Source organism: Escherichia sp. MOD1-EC6162 (assembly GCF_002965125.1).
GTDB classification, from domain to species: domain Bacteria; phylum Pseudomonadota; class Gammaproteobacteria; order Enterobacterales; family Enterobacteriaceae; genus Escherichia; species Escherichia marmotae.
The window spans coordinates 104,470-126,862 of record NZ_PTSB01000008.1 but is presented as its reverse complement, the minus strand read 5'-3'; the positions used below and the strand labels follow the sequence as shown (position 1 = coordinate 126,862).

The following is a 22,393-nucleotide window of genomic DNA, read 5'->3' as shown; positions in this document are numbered from 1 at the left end:
GAATGTCCTTACTTTACCATAGTTCTCACTTAAACGCCGAGAACAGGGGACATAGCTGTCACATTGCCTGATCGCATATTCGTTATGCTATAGTAGCGCCCCAAATTCACCGGATGCTTAAAAAATCGCCATGTCAGCAGAATCACAAACCGCTTATCCCGCACACCGTTTCTCGATTGCTCCTATGCTCGACTGGACGGACAGACACTGCCGCTATTTCCTGCGTCTGCTTTCCCGCAATACGTTGCTCTATACCGAAATGGTGACCACCGGGGCGATTATTCACGGTAAAGGTGATTACCTGGCGTACAGTGAAGAAGAGCATCCGGTGGCGTTGCAGTTGGGTGGAAGCGATCCGGCGGCGCTGGCGCAATGTGCGAAGCTGGCACAAGCGCGCGGATACGATGAGATCAACCTGAATGTTGGCTGCCCATCTGACCGGGTGCAGAACGGGATGTTTGGCGCGTGCCTGATGGGCAATGCGCAATTGGTAGCCGACTGCGTGAAAGCGATGCGCGATGTGGTGTCGATTCCGGTGACGGTGAAAACGCGTATTGGCATTGATGATCAGGACAGTTATGAATTTCTCTGTGATTTCATCAACACTGTTTCCGGCAAAGGTGAATGCGAGATGTTTATCATCCACGCGCGTAAAGCCTGGCTTTCTGGTTTAAGTCCGAAAGAAAACCGTGAAATCCCGCCGCTCGATTACCCGCGCGTCTATCAACTGAAGCGTGATTTCCCGCATCTGACGATGTCGATTAACGGTGGTATTAAGTCACTGGAAGAGGCTAAAGCGCATTTGCAACATATGGATGGTGTGATGGTCGGGCGCGAGGCGTATCAAAACCCCGGCATTCTGGCGGCGGTGGATCGTGAGATTTTTGGTTCCTCGGATACCGATGCCGATCCGGTGGCGGTGGTACGAGCCATGTATCCGTACATTGAACGCGAGCTTAGCCAGGGTACGTATCTCGGTCATATCACCCGCCATATGTTGGGGTTGTTCCAGGGGATCCCTGGCGCGCGGCAGTGGCGGCGTTATTTAAGTGAAAATGCCCATAAAGCAGGTGCCGATATTAACGTGCTGGAACACGCGCTCAAACTGGTGGCGGACAAGCGTTAATTTTTCACCATAAAGTAGTCAAATTCACTACGCCCTGCGCACGGTCGCGGGGCGTTTTCTTTGATAAATCAATATATTAGTTTTTGGCATGATTCTTGTAATGGCAGCAAGAGATTTCATTTTTGGGAGAACATCATGCTGGAACTACTTTTCGTTATTGGCTTTTTTGTCATGTTGATGGTCACTGGTGTTTCGTTGCTGGGTATTATCGCCGCGCTGGTTGTGGCGACGGCCATTATGTTCCTCGGCGGTATGCTGGCATTGATGATCAAGTTGTTGCCGTGGCTGCTGTTGGCGATTGCAGTAGTGTGGGTAATCAAGACGATTAAAGCACCAAAAGTGCCGAAATATCAGCGCTATGACCGCTGGCGTTACTAAGGGATTGTGCGGATGATCACAACCTAAGGTTTTATCCTTAGAACAAAATAGGAATTGATAATCAAATCTGTCACTATTGCGCGTCAAACAAATTCATCGAGCTGTACCCTACATACAGCCGAACTATAAAAGAAAGGGCTTCCCAAGTGGAAGCCCAATTTCTTTATGGGATCAGTAGACTGGAACCCTGCGTTGCCCGGCTTTCCAGAATCTCATGCGCGCGCCGCGCATCCTTCAGCGGATATTTTTGTTGCTCCGCGACATCGACCTTAATCACGCCGCTGGCAATTAATGAAAACAGTTCATTACTGGCTTCGGTTAACTCATCCCGCGTGGTGATATAGCCTTGCAAGGAAGGGCGCGTCACATACAGCGAGCCTTTCTGATTGAGAATGCCTAAGTTCACACCGGTAACCGCGCCTGATGAGTTGCCAAAACTGACCATTAAACCGCGACGTTGCAGACAATCCAGCGACCGTTCCCAGGTATCTTTGCCTACGGAATCGTATACCACGCGCACTTTCTTGCCGTCGGTGATCTCTTTTAATCGCTCGACCAGATTTTCGTCGCGATAGTTAATCACCTGCCATGCCCCGGCTTTTATGGCACTTTGTGCTTTTTGCGCGGTGCTCACGGTGCCAATAAGTTTCGCCCCTAAGGCTTTCGCCCACTGACAGGCTATCAGGCCCACACCACCCGCCGCGGCATGAAACAGGAATTGCTCGTCAGGTTTGATTTCATAGGTTTTACGCAGCAGATAATAAACCGTTAAGCCTTTCAGGAACGAGGCGGCAGCTTGCTCAAAAGAGATCGCTGCTGGCAGAATCGCTGCTTTATCAGCATTGACGTTATGCACAGAACTGTAAGCCCCTAATGCCGCCTGCGCATAGACCACGCGATCGCCTGCTTTAATATGTTTCACACTACTGCCGACTTTACTTACTATGCCAGCCGCTTCGGTGCCTAATCCACTGGGCAGTGATGGCGGCGGATAAAGGCCGCTGCGGATATACGTGTCGATAAAATTGATGCCAATCGCTTTATTTTCGACCTGGATTTCATTCTCTGCTGGATCGGCAGGAGTAAACTCCACGGCTTGCAGTACTTCCGGGCCACCATGCTTGTGAAATTCGATGCGCGTTGCCATTTAAACTCCTTTACTGAGCGACATATCTGTTTTAAGCCTAACAGTAGTCGCCAGGCCACGCGGGGATTTTTTCCGGTCTGCGGTCACAACCCGGAATATCTCTGGTCAGTATGAAACAGCGTCGCCAAAATCCAGTTTTGCCACTGGTGCTCAAAGTTGGTTAGCGTTAATACGCCTCGCTCACGGCACGGGCGAGTCCAGGTTTGGTAACTATTAGCATCCAGACAAACACAAATCATAAATTGCCGGGCATCCTGATTTTCAGGCCGAAAACGCCAGGTCAGGAGTGGCCCACCGGGTGTTTGCGGTGCGATACCGGCTTCACCATCATAGATCGCTCTGGCACCACGACTTCCTCCACCGTTTTCGATATAGCATTGTAAAGAGCGTAGTACCGCCAGCGCCAGTTGCGCACTTTGCCGCCACTGGAAAGATTGGGCGAGGCTGTTTTCATCGCTTTGAATACCTTCCCGGCGAATATCTTCACAGAGTGTTGCTATGGTTTGCGCGGCAGCGTTGATCTCCTGTGTATGACACAAAATTGCGGCATGGTGGCTCATGGTATTTTGTATCGCTTCTCGCACGTCGTCGCGCAGCAGTCCTTGATTCAGGTACTGTTGCGCCTCGTTAATCGTACTGAGAATTTGTTGCCTCTCGAGAGGGAGGTTTTGGCTTTTCTGATGAGCAATATGCAATGCACAGCGGCGGGCAAAAACTTGCCCGGCATTGAGCGCTGATCCACCAGGGCGCGTGACACCATGTGTTCCGGCATTTTCTCCGACAGCATAACAACCAATTAGCGAGGTACGCCCCCAAATATCAACATCAATTCCGCCATTAAGATGTTGATTGTTTAACGTAAATTTTAGTGGTGAGGCAGTCAGGTCATGACCATGCATCTGATACAAACGAAGAGCCAGTGGATTCATCTGTGTTAATCGCGCCAGTGGTTGCGCCAACAGAGCGTGATTTTCTTGCAGATAGCCGATGACATCATCATCCAGTTCCTGCAGGTTGAATGGCGTTCCGTCCGCTGCGGGGGCCGGTTCCTGCAGAAAATCGAGGAAAACATCGCGCCCTTTTTGTGTCTCCTCATATACCGCGACATCTAGCAGGCTGGAGCCATAGTCCAGCATTCGTTCCGCGTGAAACGGCCATTGGTAACCTTTGCGAAATATAGCGGAGGCCAGCATACGAGTCGTGGGGTAATAAGCTGCCAGAAAATTATACTGACGTCCGGAGTGGTCCTGCGAGTAGATGCGCGGCATTGCTTGCATGTAAGTACCGGAAAGATTCCACGGAAACTGGCTGCGCGGTGTACCGATACCAAACTGACTTTCCGTAAGATTCACCAGGGTTATACCTGCTTCCAGTGCCATGCCCAACGCACTAAAGCAGTTCACCGGATAGACACTGTCACGATAAAGTTCACCAGGCCCCCCCGTGGCTAAAACCAGATGTTGGCAGCGAATCACTACCATTCGCCAGGGATTATCCCGACAGGCTTTATCGATTGCGATCACCCCTGCGACTCGTCTATTTTCTCCTTCATCACTGGTCAGGATACGAATCGCTGTTGTGTGATCGCAAAGAGGGATATTAAGGCGCATTGCCTCCTGAGCCAGCACCTTAACCATCAGGCGCGATGTGCGTGGGCCGCAACTGGTTGCGCGGCCAAACTCATCGTGATCGGTTTGATAACGCAACGTTGCGCCAAAGAGATCTTCTGGCAGATCCAGACCCAGATATTTCAGTACTTCACAGGTGTTCACTGATCCGACGGCCTCAACATATGCAGTGTCATAATCCATCGAACCACCCGCCGCCAGAGAGTCACTTAATGCCAGAAAATGGTCACCATTTGCACGAGTATTGGCGGTGTGAAGCGTTTGTTTATCAGAACCAGAACAGGCGGAAGTGCCCCAGAAGGCTTTGCTGGAGGCTACCATCACATCGACATTCTGTCGCTTGAGCTCAACTGCGGCACGCCACCCGGCGGCACCGCTTCCCAAAACCAGAGTGTTGCAAAGGTACTCTGGCAATAGTGAACCGTTGAGGTCGATATACCCGCTGGTCTGAGCCAGCGGTGCGTAATGGGGCATTTTCACGTCTATCAGGGAATCGATAATGGATTCAGAGACATTATGCGTCATAGTATGACCCCGTAGTTTGATTGCGTCGGGAGACGGTGATCACGCTTGCATCGGCCAGATCATCAAGATCACGATCGCGTGTTTCTGGCGCAAAAAAGGTCGCAATGATCGTGCCAACGGTCAACAGACTGAGGTAAATCGCAATTGGCATCCAGGCGGCAATACCGCTTGGATCGTTGGTGTGAATTACCCAGGAGATGATGGCTGAGCCAACCAGCGGGGCGATCCCACCCGCGATAACTGCAGAAACTTCCCTTGCCAGTGCTACGCCAATATAACGATGGCGGGCACCAAACAATTCCGGCAGGAAAGCGCCCTGAGCGCCGAACATCCCCCATGCCCCAACACCCAACGCCAGAGAAAGAGAGACAATCGTGACCGGAACATTGCCGTGGCTGAAAGACCACCATACCGGAAAGGTGATCAATAGCTGAAAAATTGCCAGGCTGCGATAGACAATAACCCTACCGAAGCGGTCTGTCAGCCAACCAGCAACGGGCACCATAATTGCGCCTACCACCACCGCGGACATTAGACACAGTGTGCCGACCGATTTATCCAGCCCAACCACACCAACGATATAGCTAATAGCTAAAGCCTGATAAATCGAAGAGCCGCCGTTTTCTGCCAGGCGCAAACCAATCCCCACGAAGACGTTGCGGCGTGACGTTTTCAGCAAATTGCGTAAAGGTGATTCTGTAACTTGTTGGCGAGCTTCAAGTTTGGCGAATGACGGTGACTCTTTAAGATGCAGACGAATATAAATGGCCACCGCGATAATCACCACGCTGGAGAGGAAGGGCAGACGCCACCACCAGGTTTCGGCAAGATTTGTCACATTGTGGAGCAGGATGAAGTAAACGGCAGATGCCATAAACGTACCAATCTGAATACCAAGGAACGGCAGCGCAGCGTAATAACCCCGTTTGCCGTTGGGGGCATATTCGGTCATCAGTACAGCCGCTCCAGCCTGTTCCGCACCCGCGCCAAGCCCTTGTAACAGGCGTAATGCGATAAGCATGATCGGTGCCCAGATCCCTGCTGTTTCGTAGGTGGGTAAAACCCCAATCAACGTGCTGGCGATCCCCATTAACAACACCGTTGCGAGCAGGACAAATTTACGTCCCAGACGATCACCTAATGAGCCGAAGAGAATGCCGCCTACCGGTCTGACGGCAAACCCGAGAAAGTAAGTACCAAAACTGGCGATAAGCGCCATTCCCGGTTCCTGATTAGGAAAAAAGAGTGGCCCAAAAATAATGGCGGAGGCCAGGCTGTAAAGTGCGAAATCGTAGTATTCCAGTGCGCTGCCGAGAGAGCAGGTCCACGCCGCGCGACGCAGATCTGCTGATGAAACATTCGTTTTTTCAGCTAGTTGTGTAGGTTGCATGATGTATCTCCTTTCAGACGGATAAAAGAGATCCGCCCAAAATCAATGGGATTCTGCGTTGTTGTTAAAATCCAAAATGAAACGTTAAGTTATCGGGCGCTAAAGTTCGGTTGACGCTTCTCGGCAAATGCCTGACTGCCTTCACGAGCATCTTGAGTAGTGGAGGAAAAAGCGCCAGCCAGTGCTTCAAGCGTTGAGGCCACGGCAATACCTTCACCGGCATCAATAACCTGTTTGGCTAGCTGCACAGCAATGGGAGCGCGCTGGGCGATACGTTGTGCCAGTTGCTGCCCGGCATCGTGTAACGCTTCTCTGGCGACAACACGATTTACCAGTCCGCAGGACAGTGCACGTTGCGCATCCAGTGGTTCGCCCGTAAATATCAATTCTTTCACCAGTGAGCGCCCAATCAGTGCCGTCAGCCGCTGAGTACCTGACCAGCCAGGCACGGTCGCCAGCCCGGTTTCTGGTAGCGCCATCCGTGCTTCGTCGCTACAAATACGGATATCGGCGGTAGCAGCCAGTTCCAGGCCACCGCCATAGGCGAGGCCGTGCATCAGAGCAATTACGGGCTGTGGCAGTTGTGCCAGTGCGTCAAATGCCTGATGACCGCGACGGATCCAGTTGCGCCACATATCGAGCGCAGAAAGAGAGGACCAGTGATGAATATCCGCGCCGACACAAAATGCTTTTTCACTGGCACTGGTCAGTAGTACCACGCGGATCTCCGAATCAGTTTCCAGCGTATGGCAATGTGTCAGTAGCTGTTCAAGCATCTCCGGAGTTAATGCGTTGAGTTTCGCCGGGCGGTTAATCACCAGTGTGGCAACGAAATCGTTGCGCAGGAGGTCAATGGTGCCGTTACTCATGGTCACTTCCTTGTTGAAAATAGAGGGGATTCATTAACTTGAGATCGTCTGCCAGACGGAGTGGGGCATCGCTTTGGGAGAGAATGTCGCGTTCAGGCTCAATACCCGGGGCAATTTCCGTGACCAGTAACCCGTCTGGTGTTAATTCCAACACGCAGCGTTCAGTGATGTATTGCACTTGTTGACCTCGCGCCATCGCGCGTTTGCCAGAGAACGTCACGTGGGCGACTTCTTGCACCAGTTTTTTGGCTTTGCCTTCTTTAATGATACGTAGTTGGCCATCTTCCAGTTGTAGCTGTGCACCCGCATTGAAAAAGCCAGAGAAAATAATCCGCTTCGCATGTGAAGTGATATCAATAAAACCACCGCATCCGGCAGTCACATGTGGACGAGCGGGCAGATGCGAGACGTTTACTGAGCCATCTGCGCCGATTTGTAAAAATGACATCAGAGTGAGATCAAAGCCACCGCCCTGGAAATAGGTGAATTGCTGGGGAGAGGGCAAAAATGCTTCCGCATTAGAAGCGCAGCCGAACTGAAATTCCAGCAGTGGAACTCCGCCAATCGCCCCTTGTTCCAGCAGCCAGGTGACGTCACCGTGGCGACCTTGTTCCAGCAAAATACGCGGCACGTTGGCAGAAATACCAAAGCCAATATTTACCGCATCACCACGTTGTAGTTCTTGCGCGACTCGCTGGGCAATAACCCGCGCCGGGCTATGTTCCATATAACTAAAGTCTGACAGCGGACGACTGATTTCGCCGGAAATAGCAGGTTCGTATTGCGTTTGCGTGGTTTGTGTTTGTTCCGGTGCAATTACGATGTAATCCACCAATACACCAGGAATACGCACCTCTTTTGGTTTCAGGCTTCCGGCAGCAACCTGCCGTTTTACTTGCGCAATTACGATTCCACCGTTATTGCGAACGGCGGTGGCTTGTTCCAGTGGCCCAAGATAAGCCCCTTCATGTTCATAAGTCAGATTGCCGCGTTCATCGGCAGTAGTAGCGCGAATTATAGCCACCTGGGGCACGATACTGGGGAAAAACAGCCAGTCGTCGTTAGCAAATCGAACACGTTCAACCAGAGATTGTTGCGCCGCTTTTTCATTCATTGCACCGCCCTGCAACAGGGGATCTACATAAGTATCCATACCTGTTTGTGTCAGCACGCCAGGGCGATGAGCCGCGGCTTCCCGGTGCATATCAAATAAGATCCCGGAAGGCAGATTCCAGGCGGGGATCGCGTTGTCATTGATCATTTGCCAGATTAACGGAGGCGTCATTGATGATGGCCCGGAGGGGTAGGAGCCTGCGATCACTTTTGCCAGTAAGCCCGGTTGCGCCAGATGATCGACACCTTTTACGCCATACATATCACCTGCAGCGATAGGGTGGATGGTAGTGATGTTTTGCGGATGTCCGGCACGTTGAAAGCGTTCACCTATTGCCGCCAGCACGACATCCGGGCAACCCATTCCACTGGAGGAGGAGACGGTGACAACTGCGCCATCAGCAATCAAATCTGCAGCTTCCGATGCAGTGATCGTGCGTACAGAGCACATAATAATTTCCTTATTTCGATATAAAAATAATTAAAAATATGCATGTATAACAATGTAATAGTGATTATAAATTAATTGGAACGATCTAATTTATGCGTAATTTGTACGATTGGTGTGCAAAAAAAACAATAAGCGAAGTGTGAATCTGTGATCGAAACGACGATCTCCTGCGATCCCGGGGGTAACGGATCGCATGAGCAAAAGGAGATTATGATAAAGTAAATGCCTTGATCTTATGGGGGATTGGAGTAGTCATGGCGAAGTCGGATACAGGAAGAAAGCGGGTAACATTAACCGATGTTGCACGTGCGGCTGGCGTTTCGAAATCGACCGTGTCGCTGGTACTCAACGACAGTCCGTTGATCAAAAAAGAGACTCAACAAAAAGTCCAACAAGCCATTGAGCAATTAGGCTATGTCTATAACCGTTTTGCCGCCAATTTACGTTCGCAAAAATCACTGACTATCGGCGTGGTGATTGATGATTTGACCAACCCTTTCTTCGCTGAATTTACAATGGGCCTTGAGATGACGCTGGCGGAGCACGGTTTTATCACCGTAATGTCCAATACCTCCCAGCGTAGCGATCGGCAAAAACAGGTACTTGATACCTTGCTGGAACACCACGTCGCGGGCATTGTCCTCTGTCCAGTAAACAGCACCTCAGAAGCCGATTTACAGCGTTATGCCAACAGTTCCACACCCTTATTAATCACGATGCGCCCTCTTGACTGGCAACAATTGCCCGTCGATTACGTTGGCGTGGACAGCCACGCAGGTGTCCGGGAAGCTACGGAATATCTCATTCAACAAGGACACCGGGACATCGTGTTTATTGGGGGGCTTACGCACCATATGCGTTATCAGGGATATCTGGAGGCGATGAACCATCATGGTTTACAACCGTGGAGTACTGATGCTTTTTCGCTGCGTGCTGAACCGACTCAGGCCAACGGCTACCAGTTGATGCAACAACTGTTAGATATGCCTTCGCCACCGACAGCAGTAATTTGTTATAACGATCTCATGGCTTTTGGCGCGGAATCGGCGTTAGGCGAAAGAGGGGTGCTTGCCGGAAAAGATATTTCGCTGATTGGTAATGACGGCGTGGCGGCTTGCGCTTACAGTAACCCGCCGTTAACCACCATTGCGGTAGAACCACTGGCGCTGGGGAAACAAGCGGCGCAGCAAATTCTACGGCGTATCGCGCAACCTGATGCGCCGCTCAGCCATTACGTTTATCGCCCAACCCTGCAAATTCGCGCTTCCACCGGAAAGCAGGGGCGTTAAATGCTGTAGCGAGAAACCGTTTCTCGCTATACTCTCTTGTCCCCCGTTCAACATCAGGTAACACCATTCGTTATGGCAGGCAATAAACCCTTCAACAAACAACAAACTGAACCCCGCGAACGCGATCCACAAGTTGCCGGGCTGAAAGTGCCTCCGCACTCGATCGAAGCGGAGCAGTCGGTGTTGGGCGGTTTAATGCTGGATAACGAACGCTGGGATGATGTGGCCGAGCGTGTGGTGGCAGACGATTTCTACACCCGTCCGCACCGTCATATCTTTACCGAAATGGCGCGTTTGCAGGAAAGCGGTAGCCCCATCGACCTGATCACCCTGGCAGAATCGCTGGAGCGCCAGGGGCAACTCGACAGCGTTGGTGGTTTTGCCTATCTGGCGGAACTGTCAAAAAATACGCCAAGTGCGGCAAACATCAGTGCATATGCTGACATCGTGCGCGAACGTGCCGTTGTCCGTGAGATGATCTCGGTTGCTAATGAGATTGCCGAAGCCGGTTTTGATCCGCAAGGACGCACCAGTGAAGACCTGCTCGACCTTGCTGAGTCTCGCGTCTTTAAAATTGCCGAAAGTCGTGCCAATAAAGACGAAGGACCGAAGAACATCGCTGATGTGCTCGACGCCACGGTGGCGCGTATTGAGCAACTTTTCCAGCAGCCGCACGATGGTGTAACCGGTGTTAATACCGGCTACGACGATCTCAACAAAAAAACCGCGGGTTTGCAGCCGTCGGATTTGATCATCGTCGCGGCACGTCCGTCGATGGGTAAAACGACATTTGCGATGAACCTCGTTGAAAATGCGGCGATGTTGCAGGATAAACCGGTATTGATCTTCTCGCTGGAGATGCCATCAGAACAGATTATGATGCGTTCTCTGGCGTCACTGTCACGTGTTGACCAGACCAAAATCCGTACCGGGCAGCTTGATGATGAAGACTGGGCGCGCATTTCCGGCACGATGGGCATTTTGCTCGAAAAACGTAATATCTATATCGATGATTCCTCCGGCCTGACGCCAACGGAAGTGCGCTCCCGCGCGCGCCGTATTGCCCGTGAGCACGGCGGCATCGGGCTTATCATGATCGACTACCTGCAATTGATGCGCGTACCGGCGCTTTCCGATAACCGTACGCTGGAAATTGCAGAAATCTCCCGCTCGCTAAAAGCGCTGGCAAAAGAGCTGAACGTGCCGGTGGTGGCACTCTCGCAGTTGAACCGCTCTCTGGAACAACGTGCCGACAAACGCCCGGTCAACTCTGACCTGCGTGAATCCGGCTCCATCGAGCAGGATGCGGACTTGATCATGTTTATCTATCGTGATGAGGTTTATCACGAAAACAGTGATTTAAAAGGCATCGCGGAAATTATTATCGGTAAACAACGTAACGGCCCAATCGGGACGGTACGGCTGACCTTTAACGGTCAATGGTCGCGCTTTGATAATTACGCAGGGCCGCAATACGACGACGAGTAATAATTATTTTATAAATCAGGTAATTAAAGCAAACACTTATCAAGGAACACAAATGCAAGCGGCAACTGTTGTGATTAACCGCCGCGCTCTGCGACACAACCTGCAACGTCTGCGTGAACTGGCACCTGCCAGTAAACTGGTTGCGGTGGTGAAAGCGAACGCCTACGGTCACGGTCTGATTGAGACCGCGCGAACGCTCCCCAATGCTGACGCTTTTGGCGTCGCCCGTCTCGAAGAAGCTCTGCGGCTTAGAGCGGGGGGCATCACGCAACCTATTTTGTTACTGGAAGGTTTTTTTGAAGCAGACGATTTGTCGACGATCTCCGCTGAACATCTGCATACCGCCGTGCATAACGAAGAACAGCTTGCTGCTCTGGAAGAGGCTAATCTGGAGGAGCCAGTTACCGTCTGGATGAAACTCGACACCGGTATGCACCGACTGGGCGTGTTACCGGAACAAGCTGAGGCGTTTTATCAACGACTTACGCAATGCAAAAACGTCCGTCAGCCGGTGAATATTGTCAGCCACTTTGCTCGCGCTGATGAGCCAAAATGCGGCGCGACTGAGAAACAACTCGATATCTTCAATACCTTTTGCGAAGGCAGGCCCGGCAAGCGTTCAATCGCCGCATCGGGTGGAATCTTGTTATGGCCACAGTCGCATTTTGACTGGGTGCGCCCCGGCATCATTCTTTACGGTGTATCGCCGCTGGAAGATGGCTCCACCGGTGCTGATTTCGGTTGCCAGCCAGTGATGTCTCTGACCTCCAGTCTGATTGCTGTGCGTGGGCATAAAGCCGGGGAGCCTGTAGGTTATGGCGGAACATGGATCAGCGAACGTGATACCCGTCTTGGCGTTGTGGCGATGGGTTATGGCGATGGCTACCCTCGCGCAGCTCCGTCCGGTACGCCAGTGCTGGTCAATGGCCGCGAAGTGCCAATCGTCGGGCGAGTTGCGATGGATATGATCTGCGTAGACTTAGGCCCAGAGGCGCAGGATAAAGCGGGTGATCCGGTGATTCTGTGGGGTGAAGGTCTGCCGGTTGAGCGAATCGCTGCAATGACAAAAGTAAGTGCTTACGAACTTATCACGCGCCTGACGTCAAGGGTGGCGATGAAATACGTCGATTAATCGTTCAGCAATATTTGATTGTCTGTGCCGGGTGTGGTGTGAAAGCCTTATCCGGCCAGCAACGCAATGTAAATTCAATAAATTGATACACTCTTGTCGTTTGTGTCACTGGAGGTTTTGCGTTTTTCATCAGCCACGCTACGTTATTAATTGCCGCTTATTGCTAAACATCCTCTCGATCTTCCCCATCTTCCGGTTTATTGTGTTTTAACCACCTGCCTGTAAACCTGGAGAACCATCGCGTGTTTCAAAAAGTTGACGCCTACGCTGGCGACCCGATTCTTTCGCTTATGGAGCGTTTTAAAGAAGATCCTCGCGGCGACAAAGTGAATTTAAGTATCGGCCTGTACTACAACGAAGACGGGATTATCCCGCAACTAAAAGCCGTCGCAGAAGCGGAAGCGCGCCTGAATGCGCAGCCTCACGGCGCTTCGCTTTATTTGCCGATGGAAGGGCTTAACAGCTATCGCCATGCTCTTGCGCCGCTGTTGTTCGGTGCGAACCATCCGGTGTTGCAACAACAGCGTGTGGCGACCATTCAAACCCTCGGCGGCTCGGGGGCATTAAAAGTGGGCGCTGACTTCCTGAAACGCTATTTCCCTGAATCAGGCGTCTGGGTCAGCGATCCTACCTGGGAAAACCACGTAGCAATATTCGCCGGTGCTGGATTCGAAGTGAGCACTTACCCCTGGTATGACGAAGCGACCAACGGTGTGCGTTTTAGCGACTTGCTGGCGACGCTGAAAACACTGCCCGCCCGCAGTATTGTGCTGTTGCATCCGTGTTGCCATAACCCAACAGGCGCCGATCTCACCAATGACCAGTGGGATGCGGTGATTGAAATCCTCAAGACACGTGAGCTTATCCCATTCCTTGATATCGCCTATCAAGGATTTGGTGCTGGTATGGACGAGGATGCCTACGCCATTCGCGCCATTGCCAGTGCCGGATTGCCCGCTCTGGTGAGCAATTCATTCTCGAAAATTTTCTCACTGTACGGCGAACGTGTCGGCGGTCTTTCGGTAGTGTGTGAAGATGCCGAAGCCGCAGGCCGCGTGCTGGGGCAATTGAAAGCCACTGTGCGCCGTATTTACTCCAGTCCGCCGAATTTTGGTGCGCAGGTGGTGGCAACGGTGCTGAATGATGAGGCGTTGAAAGCCAACTGGCTGGCAGAAGTAGAAGAAATGCGTACCCGTATTCTGGCAATGCGTCAGCAACTGGTGCAGGTGCTGAGTACTGAGATGCCGGGGCGTAATTTCGATTATCTGCTTAAGCAACGCGGTATGTTCAGCTATACCGGTTTAAGCGCCGCCCAGGTTGACCGACTGCGTGAAGAGTTTGGTGTTTACCTGATCGCCAGCGGGCGTATGTGCGTGGCGGGGCTTAACTCTGCAAACGTGCAGCGTGTGGCAAAGGCATTTGCTGCGGTGATGTAAGGTTCGCCAGCAGGCGGTTGAATAGCCGCCTGCTCTAGTATTCTATGGAAATACATTAAGTTATTAAATATTAACAAACATGGGCTGGTCTCATGTGATCCTGCTCCCTTTCTTCACAAAAGCCGCAGATAATCCTTCCTTTCTCACACTGCTGGCGTTATGGTCAGATGGTTTTTTCAACAAATATCACAATAAAAAGTTTCAACTTACTGACTATTTAGGGAAAAATATGCGCAAGATCACACAGGCATTGAGTGCCGTTTGCTTATTGTTCGCTCTAAACAGTTCCGCTGTTGCACTGGCCTCTTCACCTTCACCGCTTAATCCCGGCACTAACGTTGCCAGACTTGCTGAACAGGCACCTGTCCATTGGGTATCGGTCGCACAAATTGAAAATAGCCTCGCAGGGCGTCCACCAATGGCGGTTGGGTTCGATATTGATGACACGGTTCTGTTTTCCAGCCCCGGATTCTGGCGCGGCAAGAAAATATTCTCGCCAGAAAGCGAAGATTATCTGAAAAACCCGGCCTTCTGGGAAAAGATGAACAACGGTTGGGATGAATTCAGCATTCCAAAAGAGGTTGCACGTCAGCTAATTGATATACATGTCCGCCGCGGCGACGCTATCTTCTTTGTGACTGGCCGTAGCCCAACGAAAACAGAAACGGTTTCAAAAACATTAGCTGATGACTTTCATATCCCGGCAACCAGTATGAACCCGGTCATTTTTGCGGGCGATAAACCAGGACAAAACACAAAAACGCAGTGGTTGCAGGATAAAAATATCCGAATGTTTTATGGTGATTCTGATAACGATATCACTGCCGCGCGTGATGTTGGCATTCGTGGTATCCGTATTCTGCGAGCCTCCAACTCTACCTACAAACCCTTGCCACAAGCGGGTGCTTTTGGCGAAGAGGTGATCGTCAATTCAGAATACTGACAGAGCGGGAGAGTATGACACTCTCCCGAATGCTGTTTTTTTAATCAAACCTTTATCCTTTCGCTGTCTTGCTGCAAACTGATTAAGAGAGTTTTATCAAGGAGCAGCACATGTGGTATCAAAAAACGCTCACGCTTAGCGCCAAATCTCGTGGATTCCATCTGGTAACGGATGAAATTCTGAATCAACTGGCTGATATGCCGCGTGTTAATGTTGGTTTACTGCACCTGTTGCTGCAACACACCTCCGCCTCTCTGACACTTAATGAGAATTGCGACCCCACTGTACGCCATGACATGGAGCGTTTTTTCCTCCGTGCGGTTCCCGATAACGGTAGCTATGAGCATGACTATGAAGGAGCAGACGATATGCCTTCTCATATCAAATCCTCAATGCTGGGGGTATCGCTCGTATTGCCAGTGCATAAAGGGCGTATTCAGACCGGCACCTGGCAGGGGATCTGGCTGGGGGAACATCGCATCCACGGCGGATCGCGTCGTATCATCGCGACACTACAAGGGGAGTAAAAAATGACTATTTCGGAGTTGCTACAATATTGCATGGCAAAACCAGGCGCAGAACAGAGTGTGCATAGTGACTGGAAAGCAACGCAAATCAAAGTTGAAGATGTGCTGTTTGCGATGGTGAAAGAGGTGGAAAATCGCCCAGCGGTTTCGCTGAAAACCAGCCCGGAATTGGCGGATCTTCTGCGTCAGCAGCACAGTGATGTTCGCCCCAGCCGACATCTGAACAAAGCGCACTGGAGCACTGTTTATCTCGATGGCTCGCTGCCGGATTCGCAAATCTATTATCTGGTCGATGCGTCGTATCAGCAGGCGGTGAATTTGCTGCCGGAAGAAAAACGTAAATTGCTGGTGCAACTCTGAAAGGAAAAGACCGTTCAGCAAGCGGCCTGAGAATGATGACAAACACAAAATTGCCTGATGCGCTACGCTTATCAGGCCTACGTAATCCCTGCAATATATTGAAATTGCATGTTTTTGTAGGCCGGATAAGGCGTTCACGCCGCATCCGGCAAGAACAAAGCGCACTTTGTCAATAATCTGAGGCCGCTCAGAAAGCGGCCTTAACGATTACAGCATTGGCTTGAGGAAGCGCGCTGTATGCGATGCTTCACACTCTGCGACGGTTTCTGGCGTGCCGGAGACGAGGATCTCACCGCCGCCGCTGCCACCTTCTGGCCCCAGATCAACAATCCAGTCAGCGGTTTTGATCACGTCGAGATTGTGCTCAATCACCACAATGGTATTGCCCTGATCGCGCAGTTTATGCAGAACGTCGAGCAGTTGCTGAATATCGGCAAAGTGCAGACCGGTGGTCGGTTCATCGAGAATATACAGCGTCTGCCCGGTGCCGCGTTTTGACAATTCACGCGCCAGCTTCACACGCTGGGCCTCACCACCGGAAAGCGTGGTTGCTGACTGCCCGAGACGGATGTACGTCAGACCAACATCCATCAGCGTTTGCAGTTTACGCGCCAGTGCGGGCACAGCATCAAAGAACTCACGCGCTTCTTCGATGGTCATATCCAGCACTTCGTGGATGGTTTTACCTTTGTACTTAATCTCCAGCGTTTCGCGGTTATAACGTTTACCTTTGCACTGGTCGCACGGCACGTAAATATCCGGCAGGAAGTGCATTTCCACTTTGATTACACCATCGCCCTGACAGGCTTCGCAGCGCCCACCACGGACGTTAAAGCTGAACCGTCCAGGCGTATAACCGCGCGCACGGGATTCCGGTACGCCCGCAAACAATTCGCGTACAGGCGTAAACACGCCGGTATAGGTCGCCGGGTTGGAACGCGGAGTACGACCAATTGGGCTTTGGTCGATATCGATGACTTTGTCGAAATGCTCCAACCCCTGAATATCGCGATAGGGTGCAGGTTCAGCAATTGTTGCGCCATTCAACTGGCGTTGGGCAATCGGGAACAGCGTGTCGTTAATCAGCGTCGATTTACCAGAACCTGAAACCCCGGTGATGCAGGTAAACAGACCTACCGGCAGCGTCAGCGTCACATCTTTCAGGTTGTTGCCGCGCGCGCCTGTCAGTTTCAGCACTTTTTCCGGATCTGCGGGTACGCGTTTCTTCGGCACTTCAATTTTGCGTTTACCGCTCATGTACTGGCCGGTTAACGACTCCGGAACTGCCATAATCGCTTCCAGCGGACCTTCCGCGACCACTTCACCACCGTGTACACCTGCGCCCGGGCCAATGTCGATGACATGGTCAGCCGCGCGAATAGCGTCTTCGTCGTGCTCCACCACAATCACGGTATTACCGAGATCGCGCAGGTGGATAAGCGTACCCAGCAGGCGTTCGTTATCGCGCTGATGCAGGCCGATAGACGGTTCATCCAGCACGTACATCACGCCAACCAGCCCTGCGCCAATCTGGCTTGCCAGACGGATACGCTGGGCTTCACCGCCGGAAAGGGTTTCTGCCGAGCGGGAAAGTGTCAGGTAGTTCAGCCCGACGTTAACGAGGAATTTCAGGCGGTCGCCAATCTCTTTAAGGATTTTTTCCGCAATCTTCGCGCGTTGCCCGGCGAGTTTGAGATTGTTGAAGAACTCCATCGCATGGCCGATGCTCATGTCAGAGATGGCAGGCAGCGGTGTATTCTCAACATAAACGTGGCGTGCTTCACGGCGCAGACGCGTCCCTTCACAACTGGCGCACGGACGATTGCTGATAAACTTGGCTAACTCTTCGCGTACCGCGCTGGATTCCGTTTCTTTATAACGGCGCTCCATATTGTGCAGCACGCCTTCGAACGGATGGCGGCGGATAGACGTATCGCCACGATCGTTCATGTATTTGAATTCGATATTTTCCTTGCCAGAACCGTAAAGCACCACTTTATGTACGTTCGCACTCAGGCTGCCCCACGGCGCTTCGACGTCGAACTTATAGTGGTCTGCCAGTGATTTCAGCATCTGGAAGTAATAAAAATTACGGCGATCCCAGCCGCGGATCGCGCCGCCCGCCAGCGATAGTTCCGGATTTTGGATCACTCGGTCAGGATCGAAATATTGTTGAACGCCGAGGCCGTCACAGGTCGGGCAGGCGCCCGCCGGGTTGTTGAACGAAAACAGACGCGGTTCCAGTTCGCGCATACTGTAGCCGCAAATCGGACAGGCGAAGTTGGCGGAAAAGAGCAGCTCTTCCGCTTTCGGATTGTCCATATCGGCAACCACCGCCGTACCGCCGGAAAGCTCCAGCGCCGTTTCAAATGACTCCGCCAGGCGTTGGGTAAGATCGTCACGCACTTTGAAACGATCAACTACCACTTCAATCGTGTGTTTCTTTTGCAGTTCCAGTTTCGGCGGATCGGAAAGATCGCAGACTTCGCCATCAATACGTGCGCGGATGTAACCCTGACTCGCCAGATTCTCCAGCGTTTTAGTGTGTTCGCCTTTGCGCTCTTTAATGATTGGCGCGAGTAGCATCAGACGTTTGCCTTCCGGCTGCGACAGGACGTTGTCTACCATCTGGCTGACGGTTTGCGCCGCCAGCGGGACATCGTGATCCGGGCAGCGCGGCTCACCGACGCGAGCGTACAGCAGACGCAAATAGTCGTGGATTTCGGTGATTGTCCCCACCGTGGAGCGCGGGTTGTGGGACGTCGATTTCTGTTCAATCGAGATGGCGGGTGAAAGCCCCTCGATATGGTCGACATCCGGCTTTTCCATCAGTGACAGAAACTGCCGCGCGTAGGCGGAAAGGGATTCAACGTAACGACGCTGCCCTTCGGCATATAAGGTGTCGAAAGCGAGCGAGGATTTGCCAGAACCCGAAAGCCCGGTAACGACAATCAGTTTGTCGCGGGGGATAACGAGGTTGATATTTTTGAGATTATGGGTGCGGGCGCCCCGAACTTCGATCTTATCCATTCACCTTTCCCGGATTAAACACTTTTTGCCCGGCGGCATGGCGCTACCGGCGATCACAAACGGTTAATTATGACACAAATCGACCTGAATGAATATACAGTATTGGAATGCAGAATCCGGAGTGCTGTGTAACAATGTCGGACCATGTTTGTTTCCCGGAACCGAGGTCACATCGTGGTAAAACCGCTATTGGTAATGCTACAATCGCGCGTTTACACTTATTAGACCGTTTTTTTCAGGAGACACGAACATGGCCAGCAGAGGCGTAAATAAGGTTATTCTCGTTGGTAATCTGGGCCAGGACCCGGAAGTACGCTACATGCCAAATGGTGGCGCAGTTGCCAACATTACGCTGGCTACTTCCGAATCCTGGCGTGATAAAGCGACCGGCGAGATGAAAGAGCAGACTGAATGGCACCGCGTTGTGCTGTTCGGCAAACTGGCGGAAGTGGCCAGTGAATATCTGCGTAAAGGTTCCCAGGTTTATATCGAAGGTCAGTTGCGTACCCGCAAATGGACCGACCAATCCGGTCAGGATCGCTACACCACAGAAGTCGTGGTGAACGTTGGCGGCACCATGCAGATGCTGGGTGGTCGTCAGGGTGGTGGCGCTCCGGCAGGCGGTAACATCGGGGGCGGTCAGCCGCAGGGCGGTTGGGGTCAACCTCAGCAGCCACAGGGTGGCAATCAGTTCAGCGGCGGCGCGCAGTCTCGCCCGCAGCAGTCCGCTCCGGCAGCGCCGTCTAACGAGCCGCCGATGGATTTCGATGACGATATCCCATTCTGATTTTGTTTTAAAACAATAGATTATATTGTTTTAAGGTAGGTGATTAACGCATCTGCCAGGGATAAAAAAGAAGCCTCCATATGGAGGCTTCTGCATATCACACCAAAATCATTGGCCATTGTGGCGGTGCCTGATTTGTGGTTTCCACTATTACCGACTCAATATTGTGCCAGATTGCGGCAATATCCATCATTGTGATTCCGAGCAGTCCCATCGCGAACCAGCAGGCGGAAACAACGCCCAGACCACTACTGATCACTGCCAGCCCGATATAATCAGACCGCCGAAAACGGATGTTGAGCGTACTAGCCAGAAACATCAGTATGGCGCTAAGAAGCTGCCAGCGAAGAAGAACCACGCCCGTGGTGAGGGTAGCCATCAAACATTTCCTCAGAAAATTGCCAGGCCCTGGACAGCGCGGCATTTCTCACGGGAGGCGTGGTACACTCTGGCTATCGCGGGGCTTTCAGAACACAAAAATGAAACACTTTTGCTGTTTCATAAATTTCGTGAACTATATCACAATTGGTTGTTTGTTAGCCAGATTATGCCGCGACTTTATTACTGCACTAATGATGTGGTTTATTCAGTGATGTCGAGGCAATGTACAATAAAGAAATATTGTAACTTCCTGCCTGACCTGCATTTTTCCAACAAAGCTCTTTTGATATCAGCGAGTTATTTTTATGCAAATAACGATTATAAAGGTATCAATTTCAAATCAGGCAAAAGTGCTATTTATACCGTAATATTTATCTAACGTCGTCGGTAGTCAAGGTTTTCACCTTGCAATGACCAGGTATAACCAGGCAGGGAATTGATAGAAATGAGTCAAAGTGCACGACGCAGGATGCTGGCGTTGCCGGGCATCATCTTTGTGGTACTCCTTCCTGTTATCCTTTCACTATGGATTGCCCTCCTTTGGGCTAAAGCGGAAGTGAATAATCAACTTCGTGCTTTTGCCCTGTTAGCCCTGGAGAAATCCGAGTTGGTCATTCAGCAGGCAGATTTAGCGAGCGACGATGCAGAACGCTATCAGGGACAAATTTGCACTCCCACTCATCAACAACAAATGCTGAATATTATCCGCGGTTATCTTTATATCAACGAATTGATATATGCCCACGATAACCTTTTTTTATGTTCAACATTAATAGTTCCCGTTAACGGCTACAGGATGGCGTCAGCAAACTATAAGCGTGAACCTGATGTCTCAATCTATTATTACCGTGATACGCCTTTTTTCTCAGGTTATAAAATGACCTATATGCAGCGAGGAAACTATGTCGCGGTAATTAACCCTTTATTCTGGAGCGAGGTGATGTCTGACGATCCGACGCTGCAATGGGGGGTTTATGATACGGTGACGAAAACCTTTTTCTCTTTAAGCAAACAGGCCTCCGCAGAAAATTTTTCACCATTGATTCATCAGAGGGAAATAACCGTACAGCAGAATGGTTATTTATATGCGATAGTTCATTCAACAAAACGTCCCATTGCCGCTATCGTAGCAACCTCAAACCAGCGTATTTTTTCGCATTTTTATAATCACCTTGTATTTGCCTTGCCGGCAGGTATTTTGGGCAGCCTGGTGCTGCTTTTACTCTGGTTGCGTATAAACCAGAAGTACCAGTCTCCTGAGCGTAAATTGCAACGTGCTCTCGAAAAACGGCAACTTTGTCTCTATTACCAGCCAATTGTTGATATTAAAACGAATAAATGTATTGGCGCTGAGGCGTTGCTACGTTGGCCGGGGACTCAGGGACAGGTAATGACGCCAGCGGAGTTTATTCCACTGGCGGAACAAAAGGGGCTAATTGAGCAGGTTACCAATTATGTCATTAATAGGGTGTTTGACGATCTCGGTGCCTGGCTGGCGAAACATCCTGAACTCTCTATTTCAGTTAACTTATCCGCCTCTGATTTTCATACTTCAAGGGTGATTGCCCTAACCAATCAAAAAATCGAGCAATTTACCGTGCGTCCGCAGCAAATTAAATTTGAGGTCACTGAACATGCGTTTCTTGATGTCGCCAAAATGACGCCGATTATTCTGGCTTTCCGTCAGGCTGGTTACGAAGTGGCGATCGATGATTTTGGTATTGGCTACTCCAACTTGCATAATCTTAATTCATTGAATATCGATATCTTGAAAATCGATAAATCGTTTGTTGAGACGCTAACCACGCACAAAACCAGCCATTTGATTGCAGAACACATTATCGAACTGGCACACAGTCTGGGTCTAAAAACGATTGCAGAAGGGGTGGAAACTGAGGATCAGGTCAACTGGCTGCGCAAACGCGGCGTGCGCTATTGTCAGGGTTGGTACTTTGCAAAGGCGATGCCGCCGCAGGTTTTTATGGCATGGGCAGAGCCAGTACCCGCGCATGACGTCATGCGCGGGCAGTAAACCCTAGATCCGGTGGCGATAATCGCTGGGAGTGCGATCAAACTGCCGACGGAAAACGCGGGAAAAGGTCTGCTGTGAGACATAGCCCAGATCCATCGCGATATCAAAAATAGGGCGTTCGGTGGTACGCAACTCAACGGCAGCCAGTAGCAGGCGGCGTTGACGAATGTAATCGCCAAGCGTCTGATGTGTCACCGTACGGAACATCCGCTGTAAATACCACTTTGAATAACCTGATTTTTTCGCCACCACATCAATGTTCAGCGGCTGGTCGATATGCTCGTCAATCCATGCGATAAGATCCTGAATAATTTTCTGATGGGACATAAATCTGCCTCTTTTCAGTGTTCAGTTCGTTAAT

The 22,393-nt window shown here is 51.1% G+C and carries 19 protein-coding genes; 11 read left to right on the top strand and 8 right to left on the bottom strand.

Annotated elements, in window-relative coordinates:
- Positions 1 to 130 precede the first annotated feature (130 nt).
- Together dusA and pspG are read left to right on the top strand one after the other, a co-directional pair.
- Positions 131 to 1,126 carry a tRNA dihydrouridine(20/20a) synthase DusA gene (gene dusA, locus A9587_RS09255; RefSeq protein ID WP_001272039.1) on the top strand — a complete coding sequence of 332 codons (996 nt, stop codon included), beginning with the start codon at positions 131 to 133 and terminating at the stop codon, positions 1,124 to 1,126.
- A 135-nt stretch (positions 1,127 to 1,261) separates the two neighbouring features.
- Entirely contained in the window at positions 1,262 to 1,504 is a 243-nt protein-coding gene (gene pspG, locus A9587_RS09250; protein ID WP_000891405.1) for an envelope stress response protein PspG, read from the top strand.
- Between the two features lie 163 nt (positions 1,505 to 1,667).
- On the opposite strand, the gene A9587_RS09245 is transcribed toward pspG, so the two are convergent.
- The 5 genes from A9587_RS09245 to A9587_RS09225 form a co-directional block, all read right to left on the bottom strand.
- The gene (locus A9587_RS09245) at positions 1,668 to 2,651 is read right to left on the bottom strand and encodes a quinone oxidoreductase (RefSeq protein WP_000235536.1); all 984 of its coding nucleotides are present in this window, start codon (positions 2,649 to 2,651) and stop codon (positions 1,668 to 1,670) included.
- Positions 2,652 to 2,734: 83 nt separating this feature from the next.
- Positions 2,735 to 4,804: an FAD-dependent oxidoreductase gene (locus A9587_RS09240; protein ID WP_000149523.1), complete on the bottom strand. Its 2,070-nt coding sequence runs from the start codon at positions 4,802 to 4,804 to the stop codon at positions 2,735 to 2,737.
- Positions 4,794 to 6,194, bottom strand: coding sequence for an MFS transporter (locus A9587_RS09235; RefSeq protein WP_001183245.1), 1,401 nt, complete (start codon positions 6,192 to 6,194; stop codon positions 4,794 to 4,796). Before A9587_RS09235 ends, A9587_RS09240 begins: the two co-directional genes overlap by 11 nt.
- An 89-nt stretch (positions 6,195 to 6,283) precedes the next feature.
- A complete protein-coding gene (locus tag A9587_RS09230) occupies positions 6,284 to 7,063 on the bottom strand; it encodes an enoyl-CoA hydratase/isomerase family protein (RefSeq protein WP_105263470.1) in 780 nt (259 codons plus the stop codon).
- Positions 7,056 to 8,627, bottom strand: coding sequence for an acyl CoA:acetate/3-ketoacid CoA transferase (locus A9587_RS09225; protein WP_000337274.1), 1,572 nt, complete (start codon positions 8,625 to 8,627; stop codon positions 7,056 to 7,058). Before A9587_RS09225 ends, A9587_RS09230 begins: the two co-directional genes overlap by 8 nt.
- 254 nt (positions 8,628 to 8,881) lie before the next feature.
- Here A9587_RS09225 and A9587_RS09220 point away from each other — a divergent pair, with 254 nt between their 5' ends.
- The 7 genes from A9587_RS09220 (at position 8,882) to A9587_RS09190 (ending at position 15,802) form a co-directional block, all read left to right on the top strand.
- Positions 8,882 to 9,916 (top strand): LacI family DNA-binding transcriptional regulator, encoded by a 1,035-nt coding sequence (locus A9587_RS09220; RefSeq protein ID WP_001129779.1) that lies wholly within the window; start codon positions 8,882 to 8,884, stop codon positions 9,914 to 9,916.
- A 72-nt stretch (positions 9,917 to 9,988) separates the two neighbouring features.
- The gene (dnaB, locus tag A9587_RS09215) at positions 9,989 to 11,404 is read left to right on the top strand and encodes a replicative DNA helicase (protein ID WP_001517572.1); all 1,416 of its coding nucleotides are present in this window, start codon (positions 9,989 to 9,991) and stop codon (positions 11,402 to 11,404) included.
- 52 nt (positions 11,405 to 11,456) lie between these two features.
- Entirely contained in the window at positions 11,457 to 12,536 is a 1,080-nt protein-coding gene (gene alr, locus A9587_RS09210; protein WP_105263469.1) for an alanine racemase, read from the top strand.
- A gap of 242 nt (positions 12,537 to 12,778) precedes the next feature.
- Positions 12,779 to 13,972, top strand: coding sequence for an aromatic amino acid transaminase (gene tyrB / locus A9587_RS09205; RefSeq protein ID WP_001517573.1), 1,194 nt, complete (start codon positions 12,779 to 12,781; stop codon positions 13,970 to 13,972).
- 229 nt (positions 13,973 to 14,201) lie between these two features.
- Complete coding sequence (aphA, locus tag A9587_RS09200) at positions 14,202 to 14,915, top strand: acid phosphatase AphA (protein WP_010377498.1); 714 nt, start codon at positions 14,202 to 14,204, stop codon at positions 14,913 to 14,915.
- A 110-nt stretch (positions 14,916 to 15,025) separates the two neighbouring features.
- A complete protein-coding gene (locus A9587_RS09195; protein WP_000270380.1) occupies positions 15,026 to 15,442 on the top strand; it encodes a secondary thiamine-phosphate synthase enzyme YjbQ in 417 nt (138 codons plus the stop codon).
- A gap of 3 nt (positions 15,443 to 15,445) precedes the next feature.
- A complete protein-coding gene (locus A9587_RS09190) occupies positions 15,446 to 15,802 on the top strand; it encodes an MmcQ/YjbR family DNA-binding protein (protein WP_000155671.1) in 357 nt (118 codons plus the stop codon).
- 207 nt (positions 15,803 to 16,009) lie between these two features.
- Here A9587_RS09190 and uvrA read toward each other — a convergent pair whose 3' ends face one another.
- Positions 16,010 to 18,832: an excinuclease ABC subunit UvrA gene (gene uvrA, locus A9587_RS09185; RefSeq protein WP_000357769.1), complete on the bottom strand. Its 2,823-nt coding sequence runs from the start codon at positions 18,830 to 18,832 to the stop codon at positions 16,010 to 16,012.
- Positions 18,833 to 19,082: 250 nt separating this feature from the next.
- Between uvrA and ssb1 the strand changes: the two genes are divergently transcribed.
- Entirely contained in the window at positions 19,083 to 19,619 is a 537-nt protein-coding gene (gene ssb1, locus A9587_RS09180) for a single-stranded DNA-binding protein SSB1 (RefSeq protein ID WP_000168305.1), read from the top strand.
- Between the two features lie 97 nt (positions 19,620 to 19,716).
- Here ssb1 and A9587_RS09175 read toward each other — a convergent pair whose 3' ends face one another.
- On the bottom strand, positions 19,717 to 19,998 hold the full coding sequence (locus A9587_RS09175; protein ID WP_000224316.1) for a YjcB family protein: 282 nt from the start codon (positions 19,996 to 19,998) through the stop codon (positions 19,717 to 19,719).
- 447 nt (positions 19,999 to 20,445) lie between these two features.
- Between A9587_RS09175 and A9587_RS09165 the strand changes: the two genes are divergently transcribed.
- Positions 20,446 to 22,032, top strand: coding sequence for an EAL domain-containing protein (locus tag A9587_RS09165; protein WP_105263468.1), 1,587 nt, complete (start codon positions 20,446 to 20,448; stop codon positions 22,030 to 22,032).
- 3 nt (positions 22,033 to 22,035) lie between these two features.
- Here A9587_RS09165 and soxS read toward each other — a convergent pair whose 3' ends face one another.
- Positions 22,036 to 22,359: a superoxide response transcriptional regulator SoxS gene (gene soxS, locus A9587_RS09160; RefSeq protein ID WP_000019357.1), complete on the bottom strand. Its 324-nt coding sequence runs from the start codon at positions 22,357 to 22,359 to the stop codon at positions 22,036 to 22,038.
- Between the last annotated feature and the right edge of the window lie 34 nt (positions 22,360 to 22,393).